Source organism: Streptomyces sp. AC558_RSS880 (assembly GCF_019049255.1).
Taxonomy (GTDB): Bacteria; Actinomycetota; Actinomycetes; order Streptomycetales; family Streptomycetaceae; genus Streptomyces.
In genome coordinates this window covers 24,235-41,913 of the sequence record NZ_JAGMUJ010000134.1, presented here as the reverse complement: position 1 = coordinate 41,913, position 17,679 = coordinate 24,235, and the positions used below count along the sequence as shown (strand labels likewise).

The 17,679-nt window shown below is 70.7% G+C and carries 15 protein-coding genes and 2 pseudogenes; 12 read left to right on the top strand and 5 right to left on the bottom strand.

Annotation, left to right across the window (positions count from 1 at the left end; all coding sequences use genetic code 11):
• Nucleotides 1-50: 50 nt before the first annotated feature.
• Nucleotides 51-1,949, bottom strand: a complete 1,899-nt coding sequence (locus KUM38_RS32440; RefSeq protein WP_217134775.1) for an NAD-binding protein — start codon at nt 1,947-1,949, stop codon at nt 51-53.
• A 291-nt stretch (nt 1,950-2,240) separates the two neighbouring features.
• Here KUM38_RS32440 and KUM38_RS32435 point away from each other — a divergent pair, with 291 nt between their 5' ends.
• The 9 genes and pseudogenes from KUM38_RS32435 to KUM38_RS32400 form a co-directional block, all read left to right on the top strand.
• Entirely contained in the window at nt 2,241-4,235 is a 1,995-nt protein-coding gene (locus tag KUM38_RS32435; RefSeq protein WP_217134773.1) for an FAD-dependent oxidoreductase, read from the top strand.
• Nucleotides 4,236-4,715: 480 nt separating this feature from the next.
• Complete coding sequence (locus tag KUM38_RS32430) at nt 4,716-5,312, top strand: hypothetical protein (protein WP_217134771.1); 597 nt, start codon at nt 4,716-4,718, stop codon at nt 5,310-5,312.
• 719 nt (nt 5,313-6,031) lie between these two features.
• Nucleotides 6,032-6,703 carry a HEAT repeat domain-containing protein gene (locus tag KUM38_RS32425; RefSeq protein WP_217134769.1) on the top strand — a complete coding sequence of 224 codons (672 nt, stop codon included), beginning with the start codon at nt 6,032-6,034 and terminating at the stop codon, nt 6,701-6,703.
• Nucleotides 6,704-6,706: 3 nt separating this feature from the next.
• A complete protein-coding gene (locus KUM38_RS32420) occupies nt 6,707-7,711 on the top strand; it encodes a HEAT repeat domain-containing protein (protein ID WP_217134767.1) in 1,005 nt (334 codons plus the stop codon).
• Between the two features lie 415 nt (nt 7,712-8,126).
• A complete protein-coding gene (locus KUM38_RS32415) occupies nt 8,127-8,567 on the top strand; it encodes a VOC family protein (protein ID WP_217134765.1) in 441 nt (146 codons plus the stop codon).
• A 659-nt stretch (nt 8,568-9,226) separates the two neighbouring features.
• Nucleotides 9,227-9,754 carry a hypothetical protein gene (locus KUM38_RS32410; protein WP_217134763.1) on the top strand — a complete coding sequence of 176 codons (528 nt, stop codon included), beginning with the start codon at nt 9,227-9,229 and terminating at the stop codon, nt 9,752-9,754.
• Nucleotides 9,755-9,875: 121 nt separating this feature from the next.
• Entirely contained in the window at nt 9,876-11,006 is a 1,131-nt protein-coding gene (locus KUM38_RS32405; RefSeq protein ID WP_217134760.1) for a helix-turn-helix transcriptional regulator, read from the top strand.
• Between the two features lie 156 nt (nt 11,007-11,162).
• Nucleotides 11,163-11,273: pseudogene (locus KUM38_RS43810) on the top strand (aldehyde dehydrogenase); the annotation flags it as partial.
• Nucleotides 11,269-11,489 (top strand): annotated as a pseudogene (locus KUM38_RS32400) (IS256 family transposase); the annotation flags it as partial. The pseudogenes KUM38_RS43810 and KUM38_RS32400, both read left to right, overlap by 5 nt.
• 213 nt (nt 11,490-11,702) lie before the next feature.
• On the opposite strand, the gene KUM38_RS32390 reads toward KUM38_RS32400, so the two are convergent.
• Nucleotides 11,703-12,296, bottom strand: a complete 594-nt coding sequence (locus KUM38_RS32390) for a TetR family transcriptional regulator (RefSeq protein ID WP_217134758.1) — start codon at nt 12,294-12,296, stop codon at nt 11,703-11,705.
• A 92-nt stretch (nt 12,297-12,388) separates the two neighbouring features.
• Between KUM38_RS32390 and KUM38_RS32385 the strand changes: the two genes are divergently transcribed.
• Nucleotides 12,389-13,456, top strand: coding sequence for an NAD(P)-dependent alcohol dehydrogenase (locus KUM38_RS32385; RefSeq protein WP_217134757.1), 1,068 nt, complete (start codon nt 12,389-12,391; stop codon nt 13,454-13,456).
• 168 nt (nt 13,457-13,624) lie between these two features.
• Here KUM38_RS32385 and KUM38_RS32380 read toward each other — a convergent pair whose 3' ends face one another.
• Together KUM38_RS32380 and KUM38_RS32375 are read right to left on the bottom strand one after the other, a co-directional pair.
• A complete protein-coding gene (locus KUM38_RS32380) occupies nt 13,625-13,873 on the bottom strand; it encodes a hypothetical protein (RefSeq protein WP_217134755.1) in 249 nt (82 codons plus the stop codon).
• Nucleotides 13,874-14,701: 828 nt separating this feature from the next.
• Nucleotides 14,702-15,202, bottom strand: a complete 501-nt coding sequence (locus KUM38_RS32375; RefSeq protein ID WP_217134753.1) for a cupin domain-containing protein — start codon at nt 15,200-15,202, stop codon at nt 14,702-14,704.
• Between the two features lie 444 nt (nt 15,203-15,646).
• Between KUM38_RS32375 and KUM38_RS32370 the strand changes: the two genes are divergently transcribed.
• Entirely contained in the window at nt 15,647-16,285 is a 639-nt protein-coding gene (locus tag KUM38_RS32370; RefSeq protein ID WP_254398094.1) for a hypothetical protein, read from the top strand.
• Between the two features lie 112 nt (nt 16,286-16,397).
• Here KUM38_RS32370 and KUM38_RS32365 read toward each other — a convergent pair whose 3' ends face one another.
• Nucleotides 16,398-16,901: a MarR family winged helix-turn-helix transcriptional regulator gene (locus tag KUM38_RS32365; RefSeq protein ID WP_217134751.1), complete on the bottom strand. Its 504-nt coding sequence runs from the start codon at nt 16,899-16,901 to the stop codon at nt 16,398-16,400.
• Between the two features lie 30 nt (nt 16,902-16,931).
• On the opposite strand from KUM38_RS32365, the gene KUM38_RS43090 reads away from it, so the two are divergent.
• Nucleotides 16,932-17,615: an NAD(P)H-dependent oxidoreductase gene (locus tag KUM38_RS43090; protein ID WP_308409108.1), complete on the top strand. Its 684-nt coding sequence runs from the start codon at nt 16,932-16,934 to the stop codon at nt 17,613-17,615.
• Nucleotides 17,616-17,679: the final 64 nt, after the last annotated feature.

Below are 17,679 nucleotides of genomic sequence, written 5' to 3'. Positions count from 1 at the left end.
CCGGACGTGACGCGGACGAGGCACATCTGTCCGTGTGGACGTACCACCCCTCAGTCCTTGCCGATGACGATCACCTCGTCCGTGGTCGCCCACCGGCGCCGCTCGGCCTTGGGCGGGTTGATCCGCACGCCGTGACCGGGACTCGCCGACGCGCCGTCGTGACTTCGGTAGCCGATGGCGCATTCGCCGCGATGACGTGCCGAGGCCACGACCGTGGCGAAGGACGTCTCGCACCCGGGCAGTACGTAGTCGGTGGCCGGCCGCAGACGGACCCCGGTGCCGTCGGCGGAGAACAGTTCCTCGAACACCGCCGCCAGGTGACGGTTCTGGGAGATCTGCGCCATGAGCAGGCCGATGAGCTTGCCACTGATGATCACGTCGGCTCCGGGGCTGACGGGGGCCAGCGCCCGGTTGCGGTCGTCGATCAGTTCGGTGACGACCGGCAGTTCGCGTCCGGTGGCCTCCTCCAGCTGGCGCAGCAGCAGGAGGGTGACGAGTGTGCGGTCGTCCGGGTCGTCCGGCGGCTGCCCGGGAGCGGGGTCCCGGCCGAGCACGATCACGCTGTCGTAGGAGTGAACGTCCAGACGCCGCAGGGTCTCGGGGCGGGTGACGTCCCCGTGGTGCAGGGTCAGGACCAGGTCGGTGCCGCCGTTCGCGTCGGCCTCGTCCACCTGCCGGACCGTCGCCTCGTCACCGTCCGCCACCACGTCGACGGCGGATCCGGGCCGGGCGCGGCGGCGCAACTGCTCGACCATGAGCGGCGCCCGGCGGTTCCAGCCCAGCAGGAGAACCCGCTCCGCCCGCACGGGTGCCGGCGGCCCGGACACCATCGCCTCCTTCTCGACCAGCTCCGCGCAGTCACCGGGCCGGACCGTGTCGTCGTCGCGGGAGATGACGACGAGCAGGTCGTCCGGGGCCAGGGGCGTCCGCTCCGGCGGGCTGAGCAGGGGAGTGCCCGAGCGCACCATCCCGACGACGCTCGACGTCGGATAGGACAGCAGCGCGTCGCCGAACGGACGCCCGGCCAGGGCCGGTTCGGTGATCAGATAGAACTCGTCACCGGCGAAGTCGAGGAGTTCCTGGTGGACGAGGGAGAGCCCGGGGCGGCGCGCGGCCTGGACGATCAGCCGGGCGGTGACGGTGTCACTCTCCAGAATGACGCCGCCCGGCCCGGCGGCGAGACGGGCGGCCAGGAGGTAGCGGTCGTCCCGGACGGCGGCGACGACGGGCGGAAGGACGGCCTTTCCGGTCAGGGCCGCCCTGAGCGCCAGCAGCGTCTTGACCACCTCGGCGTCGGCGTCGGGCTCGTCGTGGGGCATCACCAGCACGACACCGGCCGTCTCCGGGCTGGTCAGGCCGAGCACCGCCGGGTCGGTGGTGGGGCCGCTGCGGCAGATCAGCCGCGTACGGCCGACGGGACCCACCTTCGTGCTCAGGGCCTCCTCCATGGCGGTCTTGTCCCGGTCGGCCAGCACGGCCACCGCCGCCCGCCGCTGGTTGGCATTAGCGGCCACCAGCTCGCTCACCACCGTGAAGACCTGCTCCGACCATCCCAGGACCACGGCGTGTCCTTGTTCGAGCACCGTGGAACGGCCCCGGCGCAACGCGGTGAGCCGCTCCGTCAGCGCCGTCGTGATCAGACCGACGAGGGTCGAGACGTACAGCAGGGCGACCAGGGCGAGCAGCAGCGACATCGTCACCCGCAGCGGCGTGCCCGTCGAACCGCCCAGCCGCAGTGTCTCCCCGGTCAGGCGCCACACCTGCGCGAACCTGTCCGTCAGGGACGCCGGCGCGTCGGGGTCGGTCCACACGAGCACCGCACTGGCCGGGACGACGACGGCCAGACACAACAGCGCCATCCAGCCGACGAGGGCGGAGGCACCGCGGGTCAGCGTGCTGTCGAACCAATAACGGGCCCTCTCACCGAACCGAGCGCGCGGCTGTGCCACCCTTCCCCCCTTGGTCGCACCGCACTCCTTGTGAGTCCGGGCGACGCCGTGTACGCGATGCGCCGCGTGAGCCCGCCGGAGAGCACGGATGTGGATACGCATCTGGCAGTGTGCGGAATCGATCGCGTCGGCACCGGGGGGTTGCCCGGCATTCATTCCTTCGGGTTCCCCGAGCCGTCCGCACCGGCGGACCCGCTGTGACGTCAGGGCTCGTCGCCGTCTTCGCTCCTTCGAGTCAACTGCGCGGCGAAAGGCGGACGCCCGGTCACAGCCGCCAGTACAAAGGCCGCCATGACTGAAGATCACGCAGTGGTGCGCTCGGACGGCGGCTTCTCCCGGAGGACCTTCGCGGCGGCGGCCGGGACGGCCACGGTGGCCACGGCCCTGACCGGCGGTGTCGCCGCGGCCCTGCCCGCGCCGGCCGCCCCGGGCGGGAACCGCGGCCCCGACTTCGACCGGTGCCTCGCCGTCGCTCGCGCACTGCTCGTCCTGGACTCCGACGACCGTCCCCTCGTCCCGCGTTACCAGCGCGTCCTCCAGAAGGGACTGCCGGCTCACCGGCGGACACGTCCCGTGGACGTCCTGGTCATCGGCGCCGGTCCGGCCGGGCTGGTGGCCGCCTGGCTGCTGAAGGAGGCCGGTCACCGGGTGACGGTGCTGGAGGCCAACGGCAACCGCGCGGGCGGACGCATCAAGACCTTCCGCAACGGCGGCCACGAGCACGCCGGACAGCCCTTCGCCGATCCCCGTCAGTACGCCGAAGCGGGCGCGATGCGCATCCCCGGCAGCCATCCCCTGGTGATGGAGCTGATCGACCGGTTCGACCTGAAGAAGCGGCGTTTCCACTACGTCGACGTCGACACCGAGGGACGCCCCGCCCACCGCACCTGGATCCACGTCAACGGCATCCGCGTGCGGCGCGCCGACTACGCCCGCGCGCCCCGGCGCGTGAACCGGTCCTTCGGCGTCCCCCGGGCCCATTGGGACACCCCCGCCGCCGCCATCCTGCGCTCCGCGCTGGACCCGGTGCGCGACGAGTTCAGTCGTGTCGACCGCGACGGCAAGCGGGTCGGCAAGCCGCTCCCCGAGCAGTTGCGGGGCTGGGCCCGCGTGGTGCAGCGGTTCGGTGACTGGTCGATGTTCCGCTTCCTGACCGAGCACGCCGGCCTCGACGAGCGGACCATCGACCTGATCGGCACCTTGGAGAACCTCACCTCCCGCCTTCCCCTGTCCTTCATCCACAGCTTCATCGGCTCCTCCCTCATCAGCCCCGACACGCCCTTCTACGAGTTGGAGGGCGGCACGGCCGTACTGCCGGACGCCCTGCTGGAACGGGTGCGCAAGGAGGTGCGGTTCGACCGTCGTGTCACGCGCATCGAGTACCACCACCCCGACCGCCCTTCGTCGGACACCGAGCACGTCCGGAGCAAGGGACCGCACGTGTGGGTGGACACCGTGTCCGAGGGCCGTGACGGACCCGTCGTGCGCGAGCAGTTCACCGCGGACGTCGCCGTGGTGACGGTGCCGTTCTCCGGACTGCGCCACGTGCAGATCGAGCCGCCCATGTCGTACGGCAAGCGCCGTGCCGTCTGCGAGCTGCACTACGACAGCGCGACCAAGGTGCTGCTGGAGTTCAGCCGCCGCTGGTGGGAGTTCGACGAGGCCGACTGGAAGCGCGAGCTGAACGCCGTCGAGCCGGGCCTGTACGACGCCTACCGCACCGGCCGCACCGCCGCGGACGGCAGCCTGCTCGGCGCCCATCCCTCCGTGCCCGACGGGCACATCTCAGCGGGCCAGCGCGTCCACTACGCCGCCAACCGCGCGCTGGAGCGCGACCAGCCGGAGGCGGTCGACGTCGTGGGGGGCGGATCGGTGTCGGACAACGCCAACCGGTTCATGTTCCACCCCTCCCATCCGGTTCCCGGCAGCGCGGGGGGCGTGGTCCTGGCGTCCTACAGCTGGGCGGACGACGCGCTGCGCTGGGACTCCCTGGACGACGAGGCACGGTACCCGCACGCCTTGTGCGGCCTCCAGCAGGTCTACGGCCGGCGCATCGAGGTCTTCTACACCGGTGCGGGCCGCACGCAGAGCTGGCTGCGCGACCCCTACGCCTACGGGGAGGCGTCCGTGCTCCTGCCCGGGCAGCACACGGAGCTGCTGCCCGCCATCCCCGCCCGCGAGGGGCCGTTGCACTTCGCCGGGGACCACACGTCCGTCAAGCCGGCGTGGATCGAGGGAGCCGTGGAGTCCGCCGTGCGTGCCGCCTTGGAGATCCACACGGCATGAGCCGAGCGGCCCGCTGAACCACGACGTGGGCTCGGTCCCCGGCGCCTCGGGCGGATTCCGGGGGCCGGTGCACCACGTGGTCGGTCGATCAGGTCACGAACAAGTGGTGGAGGCGCTCGGCTGGGGTTTCCCGGCCGAGCGTTTCGGGCGTGCGGCTGTCGAGTTCGGCGGCCACGGCTGCCGGGGCCGGCCCGGACAGCGTGGCGTCCGGGACCGGCCTCGACAGCGCAGCGGCTGATGCGGTGGGCGCCCGCCCGGTGTGGAACCGGGTCCCGGCGTCGAGCAAGGTGTTCGGCGACGATGACAAGGACCCTGAGGTCTGCTTCGACCGTGCCGTCGGCGGTGCCGCTCTCCGTCCGCGGCTCTGCCGGGGGCGCCCGTTCGTACCAAGCGTGATGGCACCCGGCCCCTCCGCGGGTGAGAGTGGACACGGCCGCTGTTCGGTCGTTCCACCAGTCCATCCCTGTGAAGGAGTCCCCGATGTCCGAGCGCAACACCCTCATGCGCAGTCTGCACGACCTGGGGCTGGCAGCGTGGTTCGGCGGTTCGCTGATGGGCGCCGTCGGCCTCAACGGTGCGGCCGAGTCCCAGGGCGGAACACGGACGGCCACCGCCCGGATCTCCTCGTCCGGCTGGGCGAAGTGGACGCCGGTCAACGCCGCGGCCATCGGCATCCATCTGTTCGGCAGCGGTGGCATGCTGGCCGCGGACGCTCCCCGTGTCGCCACCCAGCAGGGCGCGGCCGCCGCCACGCTCGCCAAGACCGTTGTCACCGGTGCGGCTCTGGCCGTCACCGCCTACTCCCGTGTCCTCGGCAAGCAGGTGGAGCTGGCCTCCTCGGACGACCCTGAGGACGCCGAGAAGGCGGCCAAGCACCCCATCGACACCGACAAGGCCCAGCGCCGCCTCGTCTACGCGCAGTGGGCGGTACCGGCGCTGACCGGCTGCCTCGTGGTACTCAGCGCCCTGCACGGCGAACAGCAGCGTTACGCCGGGCACACGCCGGGCATGTGGCAGCGGGTCCGCTCGATGTCCTCGCACATGCCGTCGGCCTCCGACTGGTATTGCGCGCGCTGAGCACGTCCCGGAGCCCTGCGGTCCCCGTGTCCCCGCCGCGTGTACGGGGACCTCTCCAGGCTCCGCGCAGTGGTCGTCCGGCACGTCCGGGAGCCGGACGGCACCGGCCTCCACGAGGGCCCACCGCTGTACCGCTCTCCGACGCGCCCCCACCACCACCGTCATCGCTCGGTCCCGTACAGCCGCTCGACGGGGGTCACGGGGTTGGTCCGCACCTCACCGCCCCGTGAGCGAGGGCGGTGAACGCCTGTTCCAGGGGGAGTGGTCACCCGATCGCGGTCGGGACGCAACAAGGAGCCGAGGAGCCGATTCGTGCTTCCGGTGGTCGGTCTGCGGTCCGTGTGATCGCCGCACGGACGCACTCCGGTGCGGCTCGCTCATCGGGGGAGTGCCCGCGGGTCTTGACCGCTCGCCGGATGAGGGCGCCCGCCGAACCGATCGCGTTGACGGTGCGGCCGCGCCCAGGAGGGCCTCGGTGCCGAACCGCAGAAGCGGGCGTGCGTCCTCCCCGGACTGCGTTCGGGGCACCCAGGGTGGCGAGGCGGACGATGGCGGTCCTGTCGTAGCCGGTGCCCGGGTCGCGCCATGCCCTGGGCTTGTCGGGGCATGGCGCGATGGTGTTCTGTCGGCACACGGCAGATGACCGGTGATCGCGCAGGGACCCGTTTGACCTTGACACGGTGACAAGGCGTTCACTGCTTGCCGAGGAGGTGGTCCCGATGACCACGACGAGACAGGACACGGACGCGGCACGAGCGCTCCGAGGGCTGGAGGACGGCCGTTCGTCCGTGCGACTGCGGGCTGCTCTGGCGGTCGGCACGACGCCGGACCCGTGCTTCGTCGACAAGCTCATCGAGCGATGTGCGCTTGAGCCCGAGTTCTTCGTCCGCGACATGCTGACCTGGGCGCTCACCCGCCATCCGGTGTCCATGACGCTGCCCGGGCTGCTCCGCGAGATCCGCTCGGAACGTGCGCAGGCACGGAGCCAGGCGCTGCACACGCTGTCCAAGATCGGGGACCGGCGGGCGTGGCCGGCGATCACACGGGAACTCCTGTCCGACGCCGACGACGAGGTGGCGCGGAGCGCCTGGCGGGCCGCGGCCGTGCTGGTGCCGGAAGGCGAGGAGTCCGGGCTGGCCGCGATGCTGGCGACGCAACTCGGGCGCGGTGGACGGGAGACGCAGCTGAGCCTCAGCCGGGCGCTGGTCGCGCTGGGCGACGTCGTTCTGCCCGCTCTGCGCGCTGCGACGACGGCCCCTGGCGAGCACGTGCGCGCGCACGCGCTCGCCACGGAACGGCTGCTGCGCGACCCGGACGCCGGATTCGAGTTCGCGATCGAGGAGGCGAAGCGCGTCGTGGCCCTCGGCGGGGCCGGCCAGGAGGGACGATAGGACGTGTTGATCGGTGAGGTGGCGCGGCGGTCCGGCGTCAGTGCCCGCATGCTCAGGCATTACGAGTCGCTCGGCCTGGTGCGTCCTTCGGGCCGTACGGGCTCCGGCTACCGGGAGTACTCCGGCGAGGACATCCGGCGGATCTTCCATGTGGAGAGTCTGCGATCGCTGGGACTGTCACTGCGTGAGATCGGGCGCGCGCTCGACGATCCCGGCTTCACGCCCTCGGCGCTCGTCGATGACCTCGTCCGCCGGACGCGCGAACGCATCGCGGCCGAGACCGAGCTGCTCACACGGCTCCGCCGGATCGATGCCGCGGAACCCGCCGGCTGGGAGGACGTCCTCCGGAGCGTCGCACTCCTCCAGGCACTCGGGTCGAAGAGCTCCGACACTCGCCAGCGCGCGGCCCTTTCCTCGGCCGGCGAAGTCCCGGTGCCGGTGGAAGCACTGGTCGAAGCGGTCCTCTGCGAGACGGAGCCGAACGTCGCCGGAGCCCTTCGCTGGGCGCTGGCGCGCTCCGGCGACGACGGTACGGCACTGCTGGCGGAAGGCCTGGACTCACCGGTGGCCGCGGTGCGCGAACGTGCCGTCCGGTCCCTCGCCGAGATGCCCGGTGATGAGGCCGGCGCCCGGTTGCGGGACGCCCTCACGAACCCTGATGTCGCGGTCCGCAGGTATGCGGCTCTGGCGCTCGGGGCACGTGGAGCGGCCGATGCGGTTCCGACGCTCATCGACATGATCGTGGAGGGAAGGAACGACACCGATGCGGCCGATGCGCTGAGCACGCTGGCGAGCGACCCCGCGGCGGCGGATCGGATCGCCACCGGGCTCGTCGACCGCCTCACCCACGACGACACCGAAGCGCCTGCACGCCTGTGGCTGACGCAGGCGCTGGCGGACATCCCGGGAGCCACAGCGTCACAGGCCCTCGTACAGTTGTCGCACGACGAGGACCGTGCCGTTGCGCTGACCGCGGCGTACCTTCTTCGGCTGCGCGACGCACGATGAGGGATCTCTCCCAGGGACAGTCCACGGGCGCCGTCGACCTCAGCGCGGACGATGCGCCCGCCGAGTCCTGCAACGTGACGTTCGAACGCGAGATGCTCCAGGACCGGAACCACCGGGCCCGCCTCCGCTTCCGGCCGGCTCCGGGAACCGGCTCTTGAGCAGCTTGACCCAGTCCGCCCCACTCATGGGCGGCCCGCCCGGGGCGATCCCGTCGTCTCCATGGGAGTGGCCACCTGTGCCGCACTCACCCTCGGTGGGTGGGGTCTGGCTCGCGGGTCTGCTGCAGCGGTGCTGGGGCGCGATCCGGATTCTTCGGAGTCCGGCGGTCTGCGAATGTTGAGAACGTGCCACCGGCTGCGTCCCCGGGACATCGTGCGGCCGCCGCCGGTCGCACGAGGAAGAAGGAGGAAGCAGCATGGCGATCCAGCGGATGGACAACGTCGGCATCGTCGTCGAGGACATGGATGCCGCCGTCGCGTTCTTCGTGGAACTCGGTATGGAGCTGGAGGGCAGGGCGCAGGTCGAGGGCCTCTTCGCCGACCAGTGCACCGGACTCGACGGTGTCCGGTGTGACATCGCGATGGTCCGGACCCCGGACGGTCACAGCCGGCTCGAGCTGGCGAAGTACCGCAGCCCGGCGGTGATCAGTGCCGGGCCGCGCAACCGGCCGCACAACATCCTGGGCACGCACCGCGTCATGTTCACCGTCGACGACATCGAGGACACCGTTGCCCGCCTGCGCCCCCACGGTGCCGAACTCGTCGGTGAGATCGCCCGGTTCGAGGACAGCTATCTGCTCTGCTACATCCGGGGCCCGGAGGGCATCATCATCGGACTGGCCGAGCAACTGCGCTGAACAGGAGGAACCGAACCATGCGGCAGTCCCGCCCGGCGTCCACGCGACAAGCTGCGCGAGGAAGCCGGAAGCGTCCGGGCGTGGCTTTTGGACATCGCGTCCGGGGTGTGCGGCGGCCGCTGAGGCGTCGAGGATTTCCGCAGGCACCCGTACGTTCCCGGCTCCCACGAGCGAGAGAGGAATCGCGCAGGCTCGTCGAGGCGAGCCTGGACAAGATTCCCGTGGTCTGGAACCGCGGACCGGCAGCGGACACCAGTCGCGGAGCGGGGTGGCCGCAGCCCGCGTGTTCCCCGGGAGGAGCACACGACGAGTCCGGAACGGCGGGAACGATCCGAGCGTGAGCGGGCGAGCCGAACGCTGCCTTTGACTCCCTGACCGGAGCCGGCACCCGGACGAGCGGAAGTTCGCCATCGTCCCGGCCTGCCGGCGGGGCGCTGACGGTGGGTGCAGAGCTGACGGGCCGCCGACCATGGGGCAACACGATGCCCTTCGCCCGGCATGGACCGGGCCGCTCGGACTGCTGCTGGGCGATCGGGGCGCCGGCAGTGAGACCCCCAACTGTCTGGGATGGGATACGCCGGCCGGCTGCGGCACTCTTTACCCGGCCGATGGCGGTGAGCCGCCTTCGGCGCTTTCGGTGACGACAACGAGGGGAAGAGATGTCCATACGAAGAAAGACCATCGGGATGCTGGCCGCAGCTGCGGTCGCCGCCGGCCTGACGGTGGCGGGAGCTCCGGCTGCTGTTGCGGCCCCGTCCGCGGCGGGTAACGCGGCCACCGCCTCTGTGTGGCGGAACATCGCTCTGACCGGCACCTACACGATCCGCGACGACGAGGGCATTTTCGCCGCCGGTACGTACTGCAACGGCGACGTCGCCTCCGAAGGATGGGTGAACGAGGTCCGCACGCCGTCGGTGTGGTGGGAGGCCACGTGCGGGGGCGAGATCCGTGTGGAGAAGCACGTGTCCGCGGAGACGGACGCCACCGGCGGAGTCATGATCCATGTGACCCTGCGGTTCTACGAGGGCACGAACGACACCAACACCGACCTCGACGCCGAGTACAACTTCAACCGTTACGTCCCCGCGGGACAGACCTCGACGGTCAGCGAGATCACGCTCCGTAACGGGGAGAACGGCGGCAAGGACTGGGCGAAGCTCAACCTCGTCCTGCACAACAACCGCTGACCCGTATCGAGGCGTCGATCGCGCGCCTCGGACACCAATGGTTCCCGGGCACGGTAAGCGGAGGCACAGATGCCTGCGCAAACCGGGCCCGGGAACCGTCGTACACGCTTAGCCTCGGATCATGAGGCGCTACGGGGGAGCAACGCAGGTCGGCAGGATCGGGGACGCGGCAGCGCGGGCGGCGCAGTCCGCGCGGAGTGTCGAGGAGTTCTTCGAGGCGGTGAAACGAGTCGTACGGCCTGTGCTGCGGTTCGACATATGTGCCTGTGTGACCGTGGATCCACAGACGTTGATGAACACCGGCGGTGACTACCGAGACGGCCTGCCGCCCGCCATGATGCCGCGCATGCTCGACATCGAGTACCGCGAGGGGGACGCCAACGACCTGTCGGAGCTGGCGGCCAGACCGACGCCGGTGGGCCTGCTCAGCCGAGAGACGAACGGGAACCTCGACCTCAGTCCCCGGTACCGCGACATCATGCGGCCCCTGGGTTTCCGCGACGAGTTACGTGTGTTGCTGCGGGACCGCCACGGGGCGTGGGGCGCCCTGATCATGGGCCGCGCAGACGACGCGCCCCCGTTCGGCTCCCCGGAGCTGGCTGTGGCGGCGTCGCTGGTCCAGCCGTTGGGGGACGCACTGCGCCGGCTGCACCTGACGCGGCTCGCCGAGGAGAACACCTCGGGGGTGGCGCCGGGACTGGTGCTACTGGACGGCGACCACCAAGTGGTTCACGTGACGCCCACCGTGGCCATGTGGTGTGACGACCTGGCTCACACCGACGGCGTGCCACCCGGTGACCGCGGACTGCCTCCCGCCGTGTACGCGGTGGCAGCGGCAGTGCAGGCTGCGGGGGCCGCGGCCTCCCACACCTCGTGGATGCACAGCCGCAGACACGGCCGGGTACGGTTGCACGCCTGGCGTCTGGAGGAACCCACGGCGACCTCGGCCCGTACCGCTGTCGTTGTCGAACTGGCCGGTCCCGCCGAGCACATCGCGCTGATCGTCGCAGCGTACGGGCTGACCCCTCGTGAGAGGGACATCACGGCCCTGGTGCTGCGGGGGCTGTCCACAGCCGACATCAGCCACCGTGCCGGCTTGTCACCGCACACGGTTCAGGACCACCTGAAGGCGGTGTTCGACAAGACGGGCGTCCGCAGTCGGCGGGATCTGGTCGCCACCCTCTTCGCTCGTCACTCCTTACCGGACATAACGCCGGCCGCGTCCGCATCACAACGTCCTCCCCGGAACTGAAGAAGCAAGTCCGCGAACTCGGCGGCTCCGACCCGTTCCTCGTCCTCACCAGGTCGAGTCCGGCATCGCAGCCGGCACCATACTCAAGACCAGCGGTCAGGTCCCGGACGGCCAGGCTGCCACTACCCGCCCACCGTTCTCGACGATATCCGCCCCGGCATGGTCGCCTCCGGCCCGCGCCTGCCCTTCGGCGGCATCGAGAAGTCCGGTTACGGCCGGGAACCGAGCACCGAGGGCATTCCAGAATTCGTCGCCACCAGGACTGTCCGGGCCGGCCGAGTTGTCGACGGATGTTCTGGACGAGCAGTTGGTCGGGCAGGTGGTCGACCGGGCCGGTGCGAGTGGCCTGCAGTTGACCGGCGAGGGCGGGCTGTTGCACAGCAGCTGACCCAACGCGTGCTGGAGTCCGCTCTCGAAGGCGAGATCACCGACCACCTCGGCTATGAGAAGCACGACCCGGCCGGTGCCGGCCCTGGGGCTTCCGCCTCACCGCCGGCCAGGTCGGCGACGCACCCGCCTTCACGGAGGTGATGGCCCGACTACGCGTCCCGCGGCGCCGTGGACGGCCGCGCACCAGGCCCGAGGTGGTGCCGGCCGACAAGGCGTATTCACGGAAAGACCGTGACCATCTACCTGGCCGGACTTCACATCGCCGGTATCTTCCTCTGGTCTGCCCGATGACCCGGACGAAACCGCCTAGATGTGGTCGGCAGCCATGGCGCGGCGGACGCTCTCGCGGAGCAGAGTTCGACGTTGGTCGTGCAGTTCGGGGGGCTCCTGCGCCGTCGCCGCGTAGACATTGCTGACCGGTGACCACGCCATGGACATGGCGATCACCATGGCCATGAGGTCGAACGGGTCTCCCTGGCGGACCAGACCGGCGGCCTGGGCTTTGGCGATGGCACGCAACTTCTGGTCGTCGAGGCGATCGGGATCGTCCACCAGGTGGCCGGCCGGGCGTCGCTCCAGGCGCGCCCAGGTGGCCAGCCGGATGAGGTCGGGGCGGCGAAGGTACTCGTCGTAGAGGCGTACGGCCCAGTCCGCGAGGTCGGTGGCGTCGATCGGGACGACGTTCACGATCCGCTCCAGCGAGCCGAAGAAGATGGCGTCGAAGAGCCCTTCCTTGCTGCCGAAGTAGGCGTAGAGCTGCGCCTTGTTCGTGCGTGCCGCAGTCACGATCCGCTCGACGCGAGCGCCGGCGATCCCGTGCTCGGCGAACTCCTTGGTCGCCACTTCGAGGATGCGTTGGTACGTCGCGGCTCCACGCGCGGTCAGGGGTTGATCGGCCATGTCCCCAAGCTATCAGACAGAACAGTTGGTTTGCTTTCTGGGCCGGAGCCGCTACGTTAATAGACCGAACAGTCTGTCTTTGAGGAGGAGTCATGAGGAGCACCGTCGGCTGGCAGGTGGAGGGCTCGTCGTCGACACTGCGGCGGACGCCGCTGGAGCGACGTGATCTGCGCCCCGACGATCTCGCGGTCCGGGTGGATTACTGCGGTGTCTGCCACTCCGATCTGCACGCCATCGACGTCCGGGACGGCGAAGGAGGCCGGCCGCTGGTGCCCGGACACGAGTTCACGGGCGTGGTGACCGAGACCGGCCCCGCGGTCACCCGCTTCACCGTCGGCGACCCCGTCGCGGTGGGCAACATCGTCGACTCGTGCGGCGAGTGCGCCATGTGCCGGGCCGGTCAGGAGAACTTCTGCCATGCCTTCCCGACCCTGACCTACGGCGGCACCGACCGGCGCGACGGGTCGACCACCCTGGGGGGTTACTCCCGCGAGTACGTTGTTCGCGACCGCTTCGCCTATCGCCTTCCCGCCGGACTGGATCCGGCCGCCGCCGCTCCGCTGCTCTGCGCCGGGATCACCGTCTGGGAACCGCTGCACGCCCTCGGCGTGGGGCCGGGAACCCGCGTCGCCGTGGCCGGACTGGGCGGCCTGGGCCACCTCGCGGTCAAGATCGCCGTGGCGCTCGGCGCCGACACCTCGGTCATCAGCCGCTCACCGGACAAGGCCGACGACGCTCGCCGTCTCGGCGCCCACGGTCTCATCGTCTCCGCGGACCCGGAACAGATGGCCGGCGCCCGCAACCGGTTCGACGTCGTCATCGACACGATCTCCGCCCCGCACGACCTCGGCCCCTACCTGCGCCTGGTCGCCTTGGACGGGACGCTCAGCCACCTCGGGCACCTCGGACCCGTCACGGTGGAGACCACCGATCTGCTCGTGGGACGCAAGAAACTCAGCTCCGCGGGCAGCGGAGGCACGCCCGCGACCATCGCCATGCTGGACTTCTGCGGCGAACACGGCATCACCGCCGACATCGAACTCCTCCCCTCGGCGCGAGTGAACGAGGCCCTCGACCGTCTCCGGCGCAACGACGTCCGCTACCGCTTCGTACTCGACCTGTCCGACCTGGACCTCGCAGCGAGCGTCCGGGCAAGCTGAGTAATCAGCCGGGAACGACAGTGTGCCGCCGCTCTGCGGCATCGGCCCTTCCCGTGCGGAGGCCGCAGGCGCGCAGCCATCGAGTGAAGCCGGGTCAACGGCCGACCGATCCGAACGAAACGCCCAGGACGGCTCCGCCGCCGGCCGAGCCGGTGCCCTGAGTGTTCGTCACGTCGAGGCTGTGCTCCCGTAACGCGGGCGGAGGTCGGCGGCGATCACCCGGTCCAGGACCCGGTCGGGCGGGATGCGCGCGAGACGGGTGAGTACGGCGGCGTCCCGGCCGATGGTACAGCGGGTGCGGGGCTTGCGGTCGGTCACGGCCTTGGCGATGGTCCGGGCGGCCTCGTGGGCTTTGACGCCCGCGGGGTCGGTCCGTATCGCGTCGATGGCGGTGGTGATGGCGCCACGCAGGCCCACGGCCGGGCCGGATGAACCAGGCGGCAGGAGAGGGGAGTCCAGGAGGACGCCGGTGCGAATGCGCGGGGCGTGTGCCAGGTGCGCAGCGCCTCGAGCACGCCTTCCACGAACGCCACGCGTGGCGGCCGGCCGCCTGGGCCACTCGTGGCGGCAGTTGCGGGCCAAGTCGCCACGGGCGTGACCGCGGCGCGAGCCCGGTGTCGCACGGCGTGGTCCTCGGGCAGTGGTGCATCCAGCCGCGGGATGGCCATGAACGACACGGGCGTGGAGGAGCCCGCGTAGCGGTGAACGCGGAACGCCTCTGGCTGGAGGCACACCCGGTGCGCGACCGCGGCCGCCGATGCCGGGCCCTCCGCTTCCTCGGCCATGCGCACCACGCGGCGGCCGCTGAGCTCGGCCTGCCACGCGGCGTAGCGCGACAGCGAGGACTTGCCGATGCCACCGGGACCGTGCAGGTGGGCCACGGGCGGAGCGTCCGCCGCGCCTGACAACATACGATCGAGCACCGCCCGCTCCGGCTCCCTGCCCACCAGTGCACCGGCTCGCGCCGCGGCCGGCCCGCCAATCCCACCGCTCCCCATCCGCGCTCCTTGGACATGGCGGTAGCAGCATGAGTAGCAGGAGAAGTGCGATCACACCTCGCCGAGGCTGTCGGCCTGTCCGCAGGTGGGCCGCCGGACCGCTCATCACGGTCGCACCACTCAGCACGGCCACATCCGTGACCGGAGCGGGACCGGGCCCGGCCCGGTCCCGAATCACGTAGGGCTCTCGAAGGCCGCCCAGGCTCGGTGAGCGTCGGCCGACGGCCGGGCGTGCCGCCCCCGCGGGCTACAGGAACTCGCTTCGGTAGGCCGAGGCCAACTCGGCCGCACGGCGGCGACGCTCCGCGAGCTCGTCCTCCGACAGCTGCGGCGGCGGCGCATCCTTGCCCGCGACGACATCGCCGATGCGCAGGAAGTACTCGTCCTGGCCGGCGGGGGTGCACATGCACAGCATGCGGGCCGGCGCACCCGAGACGTTGCGGAAGTTGTGCGGCGCGTTGGCCGGGACGTTGATCGTGGACCCGGCCCCCACCGTGTACTTCTCACCGCGGAAGGTGAACTCGATCTCGCCCTCGAGGATCGTGAACATCTCCTCGAAGTCGTGCCGGTGCGGCGGCGGGCCGCCGCCGTCGGGCACGCGCATGTCGATCAGGCAGTACCGGCCGTTGGTCTGCTCGCCGGTGACCAGCATGGCGTACGTGTTGCCCACGAGCGAGACGTACGTCGTGCTGGGGTCGTCCGGGTTCGCCACGGTCAGTGACCGGGACGGATCGTCATCGGGAATCATCGCGGTCGTCTCCTCGAAGGTCGGTCAGATGGGAGTCGGTCGCCGGGCGCGACGACGACTTCGCCACTGGACAGTACGCCCGCGGCGGCGCCGACGTGCAGGGTCGGCAGCTCGGCCGGCGACACCCGCAGGCGGTAGATCGTTGACGGTTGAAGCACAGTCAAGAGTAGGAACAGCCGTGCGTGGAAAGCATGTACGTTTGCGACATCGGATGGGATTCCGGCGACGCCTTCATCGGCGCGGAGGACACCTGAGCGGCAGACCGCGCTTCGTCGGTCCGAGCGACAAGGTGGGCACGTTCACCGTCGACGCCGACGCCACAGGAACCGGTCGGGGAACGTGGGAGTCGTTCGTCGACACCTGGAACGACCGCATGGGAGACCTGTACCCCTGCCGGAGTTCAGTGCTTCCACGGTCGACGGCTTCCAGGGAACCATGCGCTCGGTGACCCTGCAGGACACCGCCGTCAACGAACTCCGGGGCTCCTCACCCGTGAACACCCAGGCGGTCGGTACGCACGAGCACGACCACATCAGGCTGTGCGTCGGGCTGCGCGGTGCGACGACCCTGCGGGACCCGCACGACCGAGGCGGTGACGCCTACGTCTCGGCCGGCACCTGCTTCATGCACCACGTCGTGACGGAGAACCACTTCCACACCACACCCGGGAGCGGCAACCGCATCTTCATCTTCCCCGGCGACGCTCTGCGGTCCCTGGTCGCCGGAAAACCACGCGCCGGCCAGGCCGCCTCGCCCGCGGCGCAGGTCCTCATGGCACACACCAGCATGGTCCAGCGGACCGTGAGCGACCTGGGCCCCGCGGCCACGCACGCGTCCCGCAACGCCCTGATCGAACTGGCCGAGGGGCTGGTCCTCGACCACTTCGACGACCGCGAGCCCACCTTCACCCCGGCACTGGCCCAAGCGGCCAAGGACCTGGCCGATGCCCGCCTCGCCGACGCCGGCCTGTCTCCGGCCACCATCGCCGCGCACCGGCACTTCACCGACAGCAGCCATTTCGTCCGCGCTTTCAAGAAGCAGTACCGGGCGACACCGGCGCAATTCGCACGCCGACCGGCCTGACGACTCAGCCTCCTGCCCCCGTTCGGGTGCACCGGCGGCTGCCGCGGCTGCCCGGCGTCCTGCCGCCTCGCGATCCGCTACGGTCTCCGGGGCTCCGGCGCCTGTCGGGTCCTTACGCTCCGCCTTTGCGGCGGCGAGGCGCGGCCGAGCGAGGCGGCGTCGAGCGCATGTGGTCGCGCACTGGCGCCAGCAGGCCGGCGAGAGCCTTGACGTCGTCGCGCGAAAGCGGTTCGAACAGGAGGCCGCTGACCACCTCGACGTGCCCCGGCAGCACCTTCGCGAGCAGCTCACGTCCGGCATCGGTGAGGGTGACGGTGATGCTCCGCTCGTCGTCCAGCGAGGGAGCACGGACGACCAGGCCCTCCCTCTCGAGCAGACCCACCTGGTACGTCAGGCCGCTGCGGCTGTAGACCACACCGTCGGCCAGGTCGGTCATGCGGTGGCTGCCCGTCGGTGAGTCTCCGAGGCGGGCCAGCAGCTGGAACTGCACATAACTGAGATCGCCGCTCTCGCGCAGCTGCTGCTCGACCGCATGCCGGAGCAGGCTGGTCACCTCGATGAGGTCGAAGTAGGCGCCGAGCTGCACGGGGTCGAGCGACGGCGGTGAATCAGGCATGACCGGAGTCTACTGCTTCGAATTCGAAGAGTGTGGTGTGCCGTGTGGTGTGCTGCTGTTCCAGCCACCGCGGGCGACGCTGGGACTCAACCGCCGCGAGTCTCCCGGTGCCCTCCCGGGCGTGGATCGGACGGGCGAACCACACGGGCCCCATGTCGTGATCCCCTGAGCGAGCCGGGTGGGCAGCGCTGGGCCCGACCGAACGCCGCAGAACACGGAGATCGGGCAGTGGTACGGCGCAGGGTTGCGAAAAGAGGGCGGCGCCGCCGCCCACCCGTCCCGAGGACCGGTCATGAGCATCCCCTTCCTCGCGCAACGCGAGGACCAGCACCCCTCGCCCAGCACACCTCCCACGGTCGCGCCGGCCTCGACCTGAGGGAGGCGGCCGACGGGCTGGTGGTGGCGACCCCGGTGCTCGCCGCATCCCCGAGCGAGCTGTTCGACTCGTTCCTCGCCGTCCTCGAGGACGGAGTCCTCTCCGGCATGCCGGTGCTCCCGGCGCTCAACAGCAGCTCCCGCCGGCAGCCGCCCGACCTCACGCAGGTCCTGCGGAGGCGGCTGACCGGCGTGCACGCGGACCCCGTACCCACGATCGTCGTCGCCGGTCCCGCCGACTGGCAGGCCACGGCTCGCAGCGACGGAGGAGGGCTGCACACCTGCATCGACCAAGCCGCCGTCGAACCCGCCGCGGCGATGCGTTCGCACCGGGGATGACCGACCACACTTGCTTCGAATTCGAAGCAGGGGTACTGTCGCCAACAGTTGCTTCGAATTCGAA